This is a genomic window from Saccharothrix hoggarensis, from assembly GCF_052936025.1.
Genome location: NZ_CP193624.1, coordinates 7,308,083 through 7,320,715 on the forward strand (window position 1 = coordinate 7,308,083; position 12,633 = coordinate 7,320,715).

Sequence of the window (12,633 nt, forward strand, 5' to 3'; positions counted from 1 at the left end):
GTGGACACGAACTACCGCAGGATGAGTACGTGATCGAGGTGCGTCCTGGCGGGCGCCGACGTATCGACCGGGTGCTCGCTCCCGACTACACCGAGGGGGTCGAGCGGCTCCCGCTCGCCGAGGTGCGCGCGTTGCGCGACGAGGCGGCGCAGGAGGAGACCGACCTGTCCTACCTCCGGAGACTCCTGCACGCGCGGATCGACATCGTGCGGGCGGAGCAGGAGCGGCGGACGTCGGGCGGCTCGGCGGTGGTGGACCAGCTGGCCACCATCCTGGCGTCGAACGCCGTCGGGCCGGCCACCGGCCTGGGCCGGTACCAGACGCAGGAGCCGTCCCGGGCGGAAGCGCACCGGCGGCACGTCGAGGCGCTCGTGTCGGACGTCGACCTGTCGGACGTGAGCGCGCTCTCGGACGACAAGCTGACCTTGGCGCTGCGGGTGTTCATCGGCGAGGAGGCCTCGGTCTCCGCGCGGCGGCGCGAGGTGCAGGCCGTGGTCGACTTCCTGAACGCGGAGATCGCCGGCCGGTACCAGAGCGGCAGCGCCTCGGTGGACGAGCTGCTGGCGGCGGAGCGGGGCTGGCCGACCAACCCCGGCCGCACCAAGGAGTAGCCCGCCCCGACGGCGTACCAGGATCTGGGATCACAGTCCCATGATCTGAACCGGCCGCCTAGCGTGGCCGGTTGATGGCACAAGACGCATCCGCGCCGCCGAGGTACCGGTGGGTGGTGCTCGCGGTCGGCGCGGTCGCGCAGGGCGCCAACGCCGCGGTGTTCCTCGGCCTGCCCGCGATCACCCCGCAGCTGCGCGAGCACTTCGGGCTGTCGCTGCCGCAGGTGGGGCTGCTGCTCGGCGCGGTGAACCTCGGCACGATGCTCACCCTCGTCGCCTGGGGCGCGGCGGCGGACCGGCACGGCGAGCGGCTGGTCATGACCATCGGCGGGGTCGGCGCCGCCCTCTGCCTGGCCCTGGCCGCGTTCGACGGGGCCGTGGTCGCCGGGGTGGCGCTGGTCGGCGTGGGGCTGTTCGGGGCGAGCGTGAACGCGGCCGGCGGCCGGGCCGTCCTGACCTGGTTCCCGGCCGAGCGCCGCGGGTTCGCGATGGGCCTGCGGCAGACCGCCACCCCGCTGGGCGCGGCGCTGGCCGCCGTGGTGCTGCCGGTGGTCGCGCTGCGGGCCGGGGTGCCGGTGGCGTTCCTGGCGCTGGCGGGCTTCACGGGGTTCGTCGCGCTCGCCGTGGCGCTGTGGATCAGGGAGCCGCCGTGGGCCGTGCGCTCCGGCAGCGGTCGGCACGGGGTCGTGCTGAAGGACCGGGACCTGGTCCGGCTGAGCGCGGCGAGCGGCTTGCTGGTCGTGCCGCAGTTCACCGCCGCCGCGCTGATGGTGGAACTCCTGCACGACCACCGCGGCGTCGCGGTCGGCGTGGCGGCCGGGCTGTTCGCCGCCGCCCAGGTCGCGGGCGGGTTCGGCCGGCTCGCGGTCGGGGTGTGGTCGGACCGGTCGGCCACCCGGGTCCAGCCGCTGAAGGCGCTGAGCGTGCTGGTCGCGGTCGGGTTCGCGCTCTGCGCGGCCCTGGACCGGGCGCCGGTGTGGCTGCTCGCGGCGGTGCTCGTGCCGACGGCGGCCCTGGCGCTGTGCTGGAACGGGGTCGCGATCACGGCCGCCGGCGAGCTCGCCCCGCCCGGCCGGACCGGGATCGCGCTCGGCATGCAGAACACGGCCAACTACCTGAGCGCCACCGTCACGCCGCCGCTGGCCGGGTGGGTCGCGGTGGGCGTCGGCTGGCCCGCCGCCCTGCTCCTGGCCGCCGCGGCGGCCGCGGGCGCCCGCGTGCTGCTAGCCGTGCCGTTCGCGGCGCGCCAGCTCGCCCCAGAACTCCCGTAGCCGCTCGTACCGGACCGCGACCTCCTCGGCGTCACCGGCTTCGAGGGCGTCCACGATCGCGTTGACGTCCGCCGCCGAGCTGTCCTCGAGGAGGTCCTGGTCGTCGATGAGCTGCACGAGACCGCCGTAGTCCAGCTCCACCGCCGAGCCCGGCGCGAAGTGGTCGAGCCAGCGGCCGGTGTCGGCGAGCACCTTCGCCGGGCCCGCCTCGCCCAGGGACGCGGACACCACGCGGTGCGCCCGCGCCACGCGCTGCCGGGCGTCCGCCATGGACACCCGCCAGGACACCTGGCGCTCCGGGTCCTCCCGCGGCGCCAGCACGATCCGCCGGGCCTCCGGCTCGACCAGGGCGAACCACGGCAGCGGCACCGTCCACGTGGTCGAGATGACGTGCACCGCCCCGCCGGTCAGCTCCGCCATCACCGCCGACGCGCGGGAGCGGATCGCCTCGGCCTCCACGGACACGGCCTCGTCCCGCAGGGGTCCGGTGGACGTGGCGAGGAAGCCGACCAGGGCGGCGGCCGAGCGGGCTCGGAGGTCCAGCGGGCACACCAGGGGGCCGGGGCCCACCTCGCCCGGGACCTCGGCGGGGCTGATGGTCATCACGTCGAACGGCGCGTCGGGTGCGACGCTGCCGTCCGACCGCTCACCGGGCAGGAGGCGAGGCGGCCGGGCCAGCTGTGATCGCAACCACAGCTCCCGTTCGCGCTCGCCGACGTCCGCACGGCTCAACACCCCGTTGTCCAGGGCTTTTCGCACCTGATCGGCCAACGGTGCGTCAAGAGCCGACAGCGGTTCGTACACCCTGAGGTAGGCGACGAACGGTCGAGGCACCCGCGCATCCTCCCATGCTGAGATTTGGCGGCACGTGTCACGCCTACCGCGTCGCGGGGAACCCCTTCGACACGGTACGGTAGTTACCAGGAACTAGTTGTCGAGACGAGTGGGGCCGCCGTTCCCCCGGCCGCCCCCGTCCCTGTGCGAGGGGGTCGAGCCATGGGGCGCGGCCGAGCGAAGGCCAAGCAGACCAAGGTGGCGCGGGAGCTCAAATACAGCTCTCACAACATCGACGTCGACGCCTTGCAACGCGAGCTGTCCGGCGGCGAGTCCGCTGCTGGTCGCCGGAGCGAAGAACGCTTCGACGACCCGTCGGACGACGATTACGACGACTACCGTCGCTGACGAATCACACCCGCTGCTGAGGTTGGGCTGCCGGTTTCACCACCGGCAGCCCAACCTTTGCAGCGGGCCCTACAACGCCCTGGCGTACTGCTGAGGCGGGTTGACCTGCACCCCCAACTGCCGTGCCGCGTGCAACGGCCAGTAGGGGTCGCGCAGCGACGCCCGCCCCAGCAGCACCAGGTCGGCTGAGCCGTCGGCGAGGAGTTGTTCTGCCTGCCGGGCGTCGGTGATCATGCCGACGGCCCCGGTGGGCACGTCGGCCTTCCGTCGCACGGTCTCGGCGAACGGCACCTGGTAGCCGGGGCCGACCGGGATGTCCGCCGCGGGCACGTTGCCGCCGGTGGACACGTCGATCAGGTCCGCACCCGCGTCGGCGAGGTCGCGCGCGAGCACGACGCTGTCCTCAGGCGTCCAGCCGCCCTCGACCCAGTCGGTCGCGGAGATGCGCACGAACACCGGCACGTCCTCGCCGACGGCTTCGCGGACGGCGGCGGTGACCTCGCGGGCCAGCCGGGTGCGGTTCTCCAGGGAGCCGCCGTAGGCGTCGGCGCGGTGGTTGCTGAGCGGCGAGAGGAACTCGTGCAGGAGGTAGCCGTGCGCCGCGTGGACCTCGACCACCCGGAACCCGGCCTCGACCGCGCGCCTCGCCGCGGCGGCGAAGTCGGCGACGACCCCCGCGATGCCCTCGACGTCCAGCTCGACCGGCGTCCGGTAGCTCTCGTGGAACGCCTCGGCGCTCGGCGCGACGGGCGTCCAGCCGCCGTCGGCGTCCGCGACCCCGCCGCTGCGCGAGGCGAACGGCGCGTAGGTCGACGCCTTGCGGCCGGCGTGGGCGAGCTGGACGCCGGCGACGGCGCCGCGGGCGTGGATGAAGTCCACGATCGGCCGCCACGACGCGACGTGGGCGTCGTCCCACAGGCCCGTGTCCTCGGGCGAGATGCGGCCGACGGCCTGCACGGCGGTCGCCTCGGTGAGCACGAGGCCCGCGCCGCCGACCGCGCGCGAGCCGAGGTGCACGAGGTGCCACTCGTCCGGGTGGCCGTCCCGCGCGGAGTACTGGCACATCGGGCTGACCGCGATGCGGTTGGGCAGGGTGACGGCGCGGAGGTCCAGCGGGGTGAACAGCATGCTCACACAGGTCTCCTCGGTGTGTTCGGGTACGTCTGCGAGACCCCGGTCGGGTCACCGGGTTCAAGGCCCGGACCGGACCGCTTGTTCCCCGTCGAGACCCGTCCCACGTCGCGGGAGCTGGGGAATTCCATTCGATTCGGTATTGCGCGCGCATTCGCACGTGATCTTCAGTGGGGAGGCGGTGCGCAAAACGCCGAACAAGTGGGCCCCAGTTACGCCCATTCGGGTGTACTGTCCGCAGCACGTTCGGGGAGACCATCACTTGCCGCCCGATGCCGGTCGGCTCATGGGAAGTTCCCGCCGGCCACGACAGTAACAGGATCCACATGCTGCCCATGCCGTCCACGATGACCCCGGATCCAGGGTGGCCCAGCAACAGCCTCCTGGGTCGACTCCGAGACAACACCCGACAAGAGCTGTTGAACATCGGCACGGTCGTGCGGTACGCGGCCGACCGCGAGGTCATAGAACAGGATGCGAAGGACACTCACGTCCTACTCCTGCTCGACGGCGTGGTCAAGGTGCAGACGACCGACGAAACCGGCGACACGGCGCTGCTCGCGATCCGGGTCGCGGGCGACCTCGTCGGCGAGATGGCGGCGCTGGACCAGAAGCCGCGCTCCGCCACCGTCGTGACGTGCGGCGACGTGGTCGCGAAGCTCATCACGAGCGGTGAGCTGATGGGCTTCCTGCACCGGCGCAACGACGTGTTCGTCGAATTGATAGGGATGATCAACGACCGGCTGCGCTGGGCGAACCAGCGCCGGCGGGATTTCCTGTCCCACCCGGCGGCCGAACGGGTGGCCAGGGTGCTGGCCGAATTGGTGCAGACGTACGGGCGCGAAGAGGCCCACGGCTGGACGTTGGGAATTCCCCTGACCAAGGTGGAACTCGCCTCGATCGCCGGGATGAAGCCCAGAACGGCCGAGAAGGCGTTCTCCGATCTGCGCAAAGCGGGGGTGGTGGTCAGTCACCTGAGGCGTGACGTGCTGGTGCCCGATCTGGCGAATCTGCGCAAATTCGCGGGGTTCTGAGCGCGAGACCGCCGTTCTGCGGTTTTCGCGCCGATGTCGTACTCCACAGTGACTGTGTGCGGTTCCCCATCCGTCGAAAGGCCGAACCCATGAGCTTCCAGCGCGGTCTGCTGGTGTGTTGTGACCTGAGGAGCTACGGGTCGGCCGACGACCGGCTCCAGCGCGACCTGCAGGACCAGCTGGTGCGCAGCCTCGACCGGGCGGGCGAGGCCGCCGGCCTGGACCGCTCCGCCTGGCGGCGGCAGGCCAAGGGCGACGAGGAGTGGGCCGTGCTGCCGCCCGCCACGCGCGAGAACGACGTCGTGGACCGGTACGTGCGGGCGCTGAACGCCGAGCTGGCCGCGACCAACGAGTACCGGCTGCCGCACGCCCGCCTCCGGCTGCGGATGGCGATCCACTTCGGCACCACCGTCGAGGGCGCGAACGGCGTCCCCGGCCAGGACGCCGTGCTGGTCAGCAGGCTGCTCAACAGCGAGCCCGCGCACGCGGCGCTGGAGCAGTCGCCAAACGCCGACCTGGTCGTGGTGCTGTCCGACCTGGTGTTCACGTCGCTGGTCGCGGCCGGGTACACCACGCTGCGGGTGGAGGACTTCCGGCGCGTCGAGGTGCGGGTGAAGGCGTTCCACGGCCACGCGTGGATGTGGCTCCCCGGCGGCGACGTGCACGCGCTGGTGCTGGACGACGCACCCGCCGACGTGCCGGCCGCGTCGCTCGCGGAGGCGCCGGCCGCGGTGCCCGCCGCGCCGGTCGACCGCGGGCCGTCGACGGTGAACCAGCACGCGGTGGCGACCGGCGCGTCGACCGTGGTCCAGGCCGGGCGCAACGCCCGCGTGACGACCCAGAACGCCGGGATGATCCAGAACTTCGACCGCAACGACCAGCGCGGTTCACACTACGGCCCGGTCCACCACCGCGACCCGGACGCCAAGGGCTGAAAACCCGAGGCGCCGTCAGAGATAGCGGATCTGCTTCGCTTTACCGGCGGCCACGTCGTCGTGCGCGGCCGTGATTCCGGGGCGGTGCGCGACTTCCGGCACGCCGACTTCCCACCACGCGCCCGCGTCGGTCCACGCGGACGGGTGAGTGCGAATCACGACCACGGCCGGGCGGTGTTCGGTCTTCGCCACCTCGCGGGCTTTGCGGTAGGCGTCGCGAAAACCGCCCAGGTCGTCCACCGGGAACGCCGCGCATCCCATCGCGGCGGCGTGCGCGGCGAAATCGGTGCGCGGCGGTCGGGCGTGCGCGGTCCGCACGTCGTCGTACAGGTTGTTGAACCCGGCGCCGCCCTGGCCGGTCTGCAACCGGTGGATGACGGCGTAGCCGTCGTTGTCGCACACCACCGCCACGAAGCCGTGCCCGGCGAACGCCGCCGAGAACAGCTCGGAGTTCAGCATCAGGTAGGAACCGTCGCCGAGCAGCGAGGTCACCACGCCGTCCGGCCGGGCGATCGCCGCGCCCCACGCGCCGGCCAGCTCGTAGCCCATGCACGAGAAGCCGTACTCGACGTCCATGGTCGCCTCGCCGACCGCGCGCCAGCCGCCGATCAGCTCGCCCGGCAGTCCGCCCGACGCCGTGAGCACGTAGTCGGCCGACCCGGACAGGTCGTTGACCGCGCCCACCACCTGCGCGTACGTCGGCGTGCCCGATGGCGCGCGCAGCCCGTCGACGTACCCGTCCCACTTCGCCCGTTCCTCCGCCGCCCGCGCGGCCCACGCCTCGCCGGCCCGCCACGCGCCCAGCTCGTCGGTCAGCTCGCGCAGGCCCTCGTCGGCGTCCGCGACCACCGACAGCGCGCCGTGCTTGACGGCGTCGAACCGGGCGGCGTTGAGCGAGACGAGCCGGACGCCCGGCGCGAACACCGTCCACGACGCCGTGGTGAAGTCCTGCAGGCGGGTGCCGACGGCCAGCACCACGTCGGCCTCGGCGGCCATGGCGTTCGCCGAGGTGGAGCCGGTGATGCCGAGCGGCCCGGCGTGCAGCGGGTGGTCGTGCGGGACGAGCGTGCGGCCCGCCGTCGTCTCGGTGACCGGGATCGCGTGCCGCTCGGCGAAGCGGATCGCGCGGCCGGCGGCGCGGGAGTACCGGACGCCGCCGCCGAGGACCAGCAACGGCCTGCGGGCCCCGCGGAGGACGTCGGCGGCCGACGCGAGGGCGCGGGTGTCCGGGCGGGGACGCGTCGGGCGGTGGACCACCGGGGCGAACAGCGCCTCGGGGAAGTCGAACGACTCGGCCTGCACGTCCTGCGGCAGCGCGAGCACCGCCGGTCCGCAGTCGGCCGGGTCGGTGAGCACGCGCGTCACCTGCGGCAGGGTGTTGAGCAGCTGCTCGGGCCGGGTGATCCGGTCGAAGTACCGGCTGACCGCCCGGAACGCGTCGTTGACCGTCGTCGTCGGGTCGCCGAAGTGCTCGACCTGCTGCAACACCGGGTCGGGCGCGCGGTTGGCGAACGTGTCGCCGGGCAGCAGGAGCAGCGGCAGCCGGTTGGCGTGCGCGACTCCGGCGGCGGTGACCATGTTCAGCGCGCCCGGACCGATGGACGACGTGGCGACGCCGACCTGGCGGCGGTGGGTGGCCTTGGCGATGCCGACCGCGGCCAGCGCCATGCCCTGCTCGTTGTGGCCGCGCCAGACCGGCAGCTCCTCCCGCGCCTCTTCGAGCGCGTTGCCGAGGCCGAGGACGTTGCCGTGGCCGAAGATCGCGAACACGCCGGGGAACAGCGGCCCCTCGGCGCCGTCGGGCAGTTCGGTGCGTTGCGCGAGCAGCCAGCGGACCAGCGCCTGCGCCGTCGTGAGCCTCATCCCACCCGTCCTCCGGCGGTCGTGACGGGACAGCGCGGGTCGAGCCGCTGCCCCGGCCAGGTGTCCCGGACCCAGGTGTGCGCGGGGTCGTCGCAGAACGCCATCGACCGCTCGTCACCGGGCCCGGCCAGCACGTTCAGGTAGTACATGGGGTAGCCGGGCGCCGCGACGCACGGGCCGTGGTAGCCGCGGGGGATCAGGAAGACGTCGCCGTCGCGGACCACCACGTCCTCGTCGACCTCGCCGTCGTCGGTGTAGGTGCGGTGCAGGCCGAAGCCCTCCCGCGACGGCGTGACCTGGTCGCGGCCGGCGATGCGGAAGTAGTAGACCTCCTCGTTGACGACGTCGCACGTGTGGTCGTGCTTGTGCGGCGGGTAGGACGACCAGTTGCCGTCCGGGGTGATCAGCTCGCACGCGATGAGCCGGTCGGCGTGGTCCCAGACGCCCGGCACGCCGAAGTTGGTGACCTGGCGGGTGGCGTTGCCCGCGCCCCTGACCTCGACCGGGACGTCCTCCGCCGGGCCGTACCTGGGCGTCAGCCTGCGCTCGCACCGGGCCGTCGGCAGCGCCACCTCGACACCGTCCTTTGTGGACAAGCGCACGCGCGCGTCCCGCGGCACGTACGCGAAGTCGGTCACGCGGGTGAACACGGAGTCCCGGCCCGCCAGCTCGAACCGCTCCCCGTCGACCTCGACCGCGCACCCGCCCGACAGCGGCAGCACGAACGCCTCGTGCTCGCCGGTGTCGAACGTCGCCTCCCCGCCGGCGTGCAGGAGGACCACGCGCAACCCCGCGTACTCCCACCCCGCCGCGTCGGGCGTCAGCTCGACGGCGTTCTCCCCGTGCGACAACGTGCCCAGCGGCCGGTGCCAGCTCATGCCTCAACCCCCTTCGCCGCGCGCAGCACCTCGGCGGCGGCCTCGACCGCGGCGGCGACGTCGCCGTCCGGCGGGTAGAGCAGGGCCCGGCCCACGACCAGGCCCCGCACGGTCGGGTGGCGCAGGGACCGGCCCCACGACGCCAGGTCGTCGCTCAGCCGCGCGGACGGCACGCCGCCCAGCACCAGCGCCGGCAACGTCGTCGCGTCCAGCACCTCGTCCGACGACGGCGGCAGCTTCAGCCACGTGAACGCCGACGTCACGCCGAGGCCGGCCGCGACGCTCCCGGCCCGCGCCATCGCGGCGGCGTCCTTGCGCAGCACCAAGTCGCCCGCCTCGTCCCGCGCGTACGGCAGCGGCTCGACCATCGCCATCAGGCCGCGCTCGGCCAGCGCCGACACGGCCGCCGCGCAGCTCTCCAACGTGGGCACGGTGCCGGGGTCGGAGTCCACCAGCCGGAGCAGCATCTTGCCGCCGTCCAGGCCGCTGCCCGCGATCGCGGTGGGGTCGTAGGCGGTGAACCGGTCGTCGATCTCCCAGTCCGCGCCGACCAGGCCGCCGCGGTTCATCGAGCCGATGACGACCTTCCCGTGCAGGCCGTCGAGCAGCAGCAGCTCCTCGATCACGTCCGGCGTGCCGAGCACCCCGTCCACCGCCGGGTTCGCGAGCGCCGTGAGCAGCCGGTCCAGCAGGGACCGGCGGTCGGCCATGGCCAGCGGGTCGCTGCCGACGCCCAGCGCGCCGCGGGCCGGGTGGTCGGCCGCCACCAGGAACAGGGTGCCCTGCTCGGACAGCAGCCGGGTCCGGCGCTCGCGGGCCTGGTACGCGCGGCGGACGGCGGACGGGTCGGTCGCCCTGGTGTCCAGCAGCGCCGACCACCGCTCGTCCGTGATCACCCTCGGCGGCGACGTCACAGGCGGTCCTCGATCTCGCTCGGGGTGGGCATGGCGTCGGCGCACGCCAGCCGGCCCGCGACCAGGGCGCCGGCGACGTTGGCGTAGCGGGCGGTGCGCTCGGGCTCCCAGCCGGCCAGCAGGCCGTGGGCCAGGGCGCCGCCGAACGCGTCACCCGCGCCGAGGCCGCAGACCACGTCCACCGGGTGCGGCGGCACGGTCCACGAGCCGGCGGCCGTCGCGAACAGGACGCCCTCGGCGCCCTTCTTCACCACCGCCAGCTCCACGCCGCGCGCCAGCAGGCGGGCGGCGGCCGCGTCCGGGTCGGCCGTGCCGACCGCCACCTCCACCTCGGCCCGGTTGCCCACGGCGACCGTGACGTGGTCGAGCATCCAACCGATCTCCCGGCGCGCGGTCGGCACGTCCGGCCAGAACATCGGCCGGTGGTCGAGGTCGAGGACGGTGTGCGTCCGCCGTGCCCGGCGTTCCAGGACGCGGCGCTGGGTCTCCCGGGCCGGTGACGCCGAGACGCCCGTCCCGGTCACCCACAGCAGCGGCACGGTCGTCACCAGGTCCCACGGCACGTCGTCGTCCGTCAGCGACAGGTCGGGCGCAAGGGGAGCGCGGTAGAACAGGAGCGGCGGGTCCTCCGGCGGGTCGAGCGCGCAGAACACCACGGGGGTCTGGAGGTCCGGCGCGGTGCCGACGAACCGCGACGACACCCCGAACGACTCCAGCGCCGAGCGCACGTACGGCCCGAACCCGTCCGGGCCGACCTTGGTCAGCACCGCCGCCCGCCGGCCGAGCCGGGCCGCCGCCACGGCCACGTTCGTCGCCGTGCCGCCGAGGGACTTCGCGAACGTGCGCACCTCGGCCAGCGGCACGCCGCTCTGCTCGGGGTAGAGGTCCACCCCGACCCGGCCGACCGCCAACACCTCCACGGCGGGCACGTCGGTGTCGAACCCCTCGGCTGTCATCCGTCCACACCGCGCAGCTCGTGCGCCAGGGCGTCCAGCTCGGCGCCGCCGGCCATCTGCCTGGTCAGCTCCTCCAGCGTGATGCCGGACTTGTCGTACGTCCCCAGCGCCCGGCCCCGCTTGAGCAGGAGGAACCGGTCGCCGACCGGGTACGCGTGGTGCGGGTTGTGCGTGATCAGCACGACGCCGAGCCCGCGGTCGCGGGCCTGCGCCACGTACTTCAGCACCACGCCGGCCTGCTTCACGCCCAGCGCGGCCGTCGGCTCGTCCAGGATCAGCACCTTCGCGCCGAAGTGCACGGCCCGCGCGATCGCCACGCACTGCCGCTCGCCGCCGGACAGCGTGCCGACCGGCTGCTCCACGTCCCGCAGGTCGATGCCCATGCCGGCCAGCGCCGAGCGCGTCACCTCGCGGCCGCGCCGCCGGTCCAGGAACCGGAACGGCCCGAACCCGACCGTCGGCTCCGAGCCGAGGAAGAAGTTCCGCCACACGCTCATCAGCGGCACCACGGCCAGGTCCTGGTAGACGGTGGCGATGCCCTCGTCGAGGGCCTCGCGCGGCGACGAGAACCGGACCGGCGCGCCGTTGACCAGGAACTCGCCCTCGTCGTGCTGGTGCACCCCGGCCAGCACCTTGATCAACGTGGACTTGCCGGCGCCGTTGTCGCCGAGCACGCACGTCACCTCGCCCGCGTTGACGACCGTCGACACGTCCCGCAGGGCGATCACGCTGCCGTACTTCTTGCCGACCCCGCGCACCTCGAGGAGTGAACTCATCGCCGCACCCTCTCCGCCCGCCGCCGCAGCGCGTTGTTGACGAGCACGGCCGCCAGCAGCATCACGCCGAGGAACAGCTGGAACCAGTCGGAGTTCCAGTTCGCGTAGACGATGCCCTGCCGGGCCATGCCGAAGATCAGCGCGCCGATCGCCGCCCCGACCGCCGAGCCGAACCCGCCGGTCAGCAGGCACCCGCCGATGACGGCCGCGATGATGTACTGGAACTCCAGCCCGATGCCCTGGTTGGCCTGCACGCTCGTGAACCGCAGGATGTTGATCGACCCGACCAGCCACGCCGCGCCGGCCGTCGTCATGAACAGCAGCACCTTGGTCCGCACCACGGGCACACCGACCGCCCGCGACGACACCGCCGCGCCGCCCACCGCGAAGATCCAGTTGCCGAACCGCGTGCGCACCAGCACGGTCGCCGCGACCACCGTGACCACGACCCACCACAGGATCGACACGAAGAACGACGTGCCGCCGATGGTGAACGTCGAGGCGAACAGGTACCCGGCCGACGAGTAGCCGTCCGCGGACCGCATCCCGGACACCTGCACGGTCCCGGTGACGAGCCGCGTCACGCCGAGGTTGAGGCCCTGCAGCGCGAGGAACGTCCCCAGCGTCACGATGAAGCTGGGCAGCCCGGTGCGCATCACCAGCCACCCGTTCAGCGCGCCGACCGCCAGCGCGAACGCCAGCGACACGAGCAGCGCGAGCCACACGTTCCAGCCGAGCCGGGTGGCGAGGATGGCGGTGACCAGCGCCGTCGACGCGGTCATCACGCCGGCCGACAGGTCGAACTCGCCGCCGATCATGAGCAGCGCCACCGCGACCGCCATGATGCCGAGCGTGGACGCGTCGTCCAGCCAGGTCGCCACCCCGCCGGTGCTCAGGAACCGCTCGGTCGCCACCGAGAAGAACACGAACACCAGCAGGGCGCCGAGCAGCGAGCCGATCTCGGGTCGGACGACCAGCCGGTCGAGCGGGCGCGGCGAGCCGACCCGCTCGTCCGGCGGCGCGGTCGCGGACGCTGGGGCTTCGGGTGCCGGGGTGCCGGGCGCTGGAGTCACCGCCGTCCT

At 73.4% G+C, this 12,633-nt stretch carries 13 protein-coding genes; 5 read left to right on the plus strand and 8 right to left on the minus strand.

Annotation, left to right across the window (positions count from 1 at the left end; translation table 11 throughout):
- Nucleotides 1-29 precede the first annotated feature (29 nt).
- Both ACRAKH_RS33355 and ACRAKH_RS33360 read left to right on the plus strand, forming a co-directional pair.
- The gene (locus ACRAKH_RS33355; RefSeq protein ID WP_380729069.1) at nucleotides 30-611 is read left to right on the plus strand and encodes an RsiG family protein; all 582 of its coding nucleotides are present in this window, start codon (nucleotides 30-32) and stop codon (nucleotides 609-611) included.
- Nucleotides 612-685: 74 nt separating this feature from the next.
- Nucleotides 686-1,882, plus strand: a complete 1,197-nt coding sequence (locus tag ACRAKH_RS33360) for an MFS transporter (RefSeq protein WP_447009516.1) — start codon at nucleotides 686-688, stop codon at nucleotides 1,880-1,882.
- Here ACRAKH_RS33360 and ACRAKH_RS33365 read toward each other — a convergent pair.
- On the minus strand, nucleotides 1,835-2,716 hold the full coding sequence (locus tag ACRAKH_RS33365) for a hypothetical protein (protein WP_380724135.1): 882 nt from the start codon (nucleotides 2,714-2,716) through the stop codon (nucleotides 1,835-1,837). The two genes, ACRAKH_RS33360 and ACRAKH_RS33365, sit on opposite strands and share 48 nt — an antisense overlap.
- A gap of 162 nt (nucleotides 2,717-2,878) precedes the next feature.
- Here ACRAKH_RS33365 and ACRAKH_RS33370 point away from each other — a divergent pair, with 162 nt between their 5' ends.
- Nucleotides 2,879-3,064 carry a DUF3073 domain-containing protein gene (locus ACRAKH_RS33370; RefSeq protein WP_073886125.1) on the plus strand — a complete coding sequence of 62 codons (186 nt, stop codon included), beginning with the start codon at nucleotides 2,879-2,881 and terminating at the stop codon, nucleotides 3,062-3,064.
- A gap of 69 nt (nucleotides 3,065-3,133) precedes the next feature.
- Here ACRAKH_RS33370 and ACRAKH_RS33375 read toward each other — a convergent pair whose 3' ends face one another.
- Nucleotides 3,134-4,192 (minus strand): NADH:flavin oxidoreductase/NADH oxidase, encoded by a 1,059-nt coding sequence (locus ACRAKH_RS33375; RefSeq protein ID WP_447009992.1) that lies wholly within the window; start codon nucleotides 4,190-4,192, stop codon nucleotides 3,134-3,136.
- Between the two features lie 422 nt (nucleotides 4,193-4,614).
- Here ACRAKH_RS33375 and ACRAKH_RS33380 point away from each other — a divergent pair, with 422 nt between their 5' ends.
- Together ACRAKH_RS33380 and ACRAKH_RS33385 are read left to right on the plus strand one after the other, a co-directional pair.
- A complete protein-coding gene (locus ACRAKH_RS33380; RefSeq protein ID WP_380724133.1) occupies nucleotides 4,615-5,229 on the plus strand; it encodes a Crp/Fnr family transcriptional regulator in 615 nt (204 codons plus the stop codon).
- Nucleotides 5,230-5,285: 56 nt separating this feature from the next.
- On the plus strand, nucleotides 5,286-6,164 hold the full coding sequence (locus ACRAKH_RS33385; RefSeq protein WP_447009517.1) for a hypothetical protein: 879 nt from the start codon (nucleotides 5,286-5,288) through the stop codon (nucleotides 6,162-6,164).
- A gap of 15 nt (nucleotides 6,165-6,179) precedes the next feature.
- On the opposite strand, the gene iolD is transcribed toward ACRAKH_RS33385, so the two are convergent.
- The 6 genes from iolD to ACRAKH_RS33415 are packed head-to-tail and all read right to left on the minus strand — an operon-like array spanning nucleotide 6,180 to nucleotide 12,624.
- A complete protein-coding gene (gene iolD, locus ACRAKH_RS33390) occupies nucleotides 6,180-8,027 on the minus strand; it encodes a 3D-(3,5/4)-trihydroxycyclohexane-1,2-dione acylhydrolase (decyclizing) (RefSeq protein ID WP_380724131.1) in 1,848 nt (615 codons plus the stop codon).
- The gene (gene iolB / locus ACRAKH_RS33395; RefSeq protein ID WP_380724130.1) at nucleotides 8,024-8,905 is read right to left on the minus strand and encodes a 5-deoxy-glucuronate isomerase; all 882 of its coding nucleotides are present in this window, start codon (nucleotides 8,903-8,905) and stop codon (nucleotides 8,024-8,026) included. Before iolB ends, iolD begins: the two co-directional genes overlap by 4 nt.
- Entirely contained in the window at nucleotides 8,902-9,801 is a 900-nt protein-coding gene (locus tag ACRAKH_RS33400; protein ID WP_447009993.1) for a Cgl0159 family (beta/alpha)8-fold protein, read from the minus strand. Before ACRAKH_RS33400 ends, iolB begins: the two co-directional genes overlap by 4 nt.
- Before the next feature lie 14 nt (nucleotides 9,802-9,815).
- A complete protein-coding gene (gene iolC / locus ACRAKH_RS33405; protein WP_380724128.1) occupies nucleotides 9,816-10,775 on the minus strand; it encodes a 5-dehydro-2-deoxygluconokinase in 960 nt (319 codons plus the stop codon).
- Nucleotides 10,772-11,551: an ATP-binding cassette domain-containing protein gene (locus ACRAKH_RS33410; protein WP_380724127.1), complete on the minus strand. Its 780-nt coding sequence runs from the start codon at nucleotides 11,549-11,551 to the stop codon at nucleotides 10,772-10,774. Before ACRAKH_RS33410 ends, iolC begins: the two co-directional genes overlap by 4 nt.
- Nucleotides 11,548-12,624: an ABC transporter permease gene (locus ACRAKH_RS33415; RefSeq protein WP_380724126.1), complete on the minus strand. Its 1,077-nt coding sequence runs from the start codon at nucleotides 12,622-12,624 to the stop codon at nucleotides 11,548-11,550. Before ACRAKH_RS33415 ends, ACRAKH_RS33410 begins: the two co-directional genes overlap by 4 nt.
- Nucleotides 12,625-12,633 lie beyond the last annotated feature (9 nt).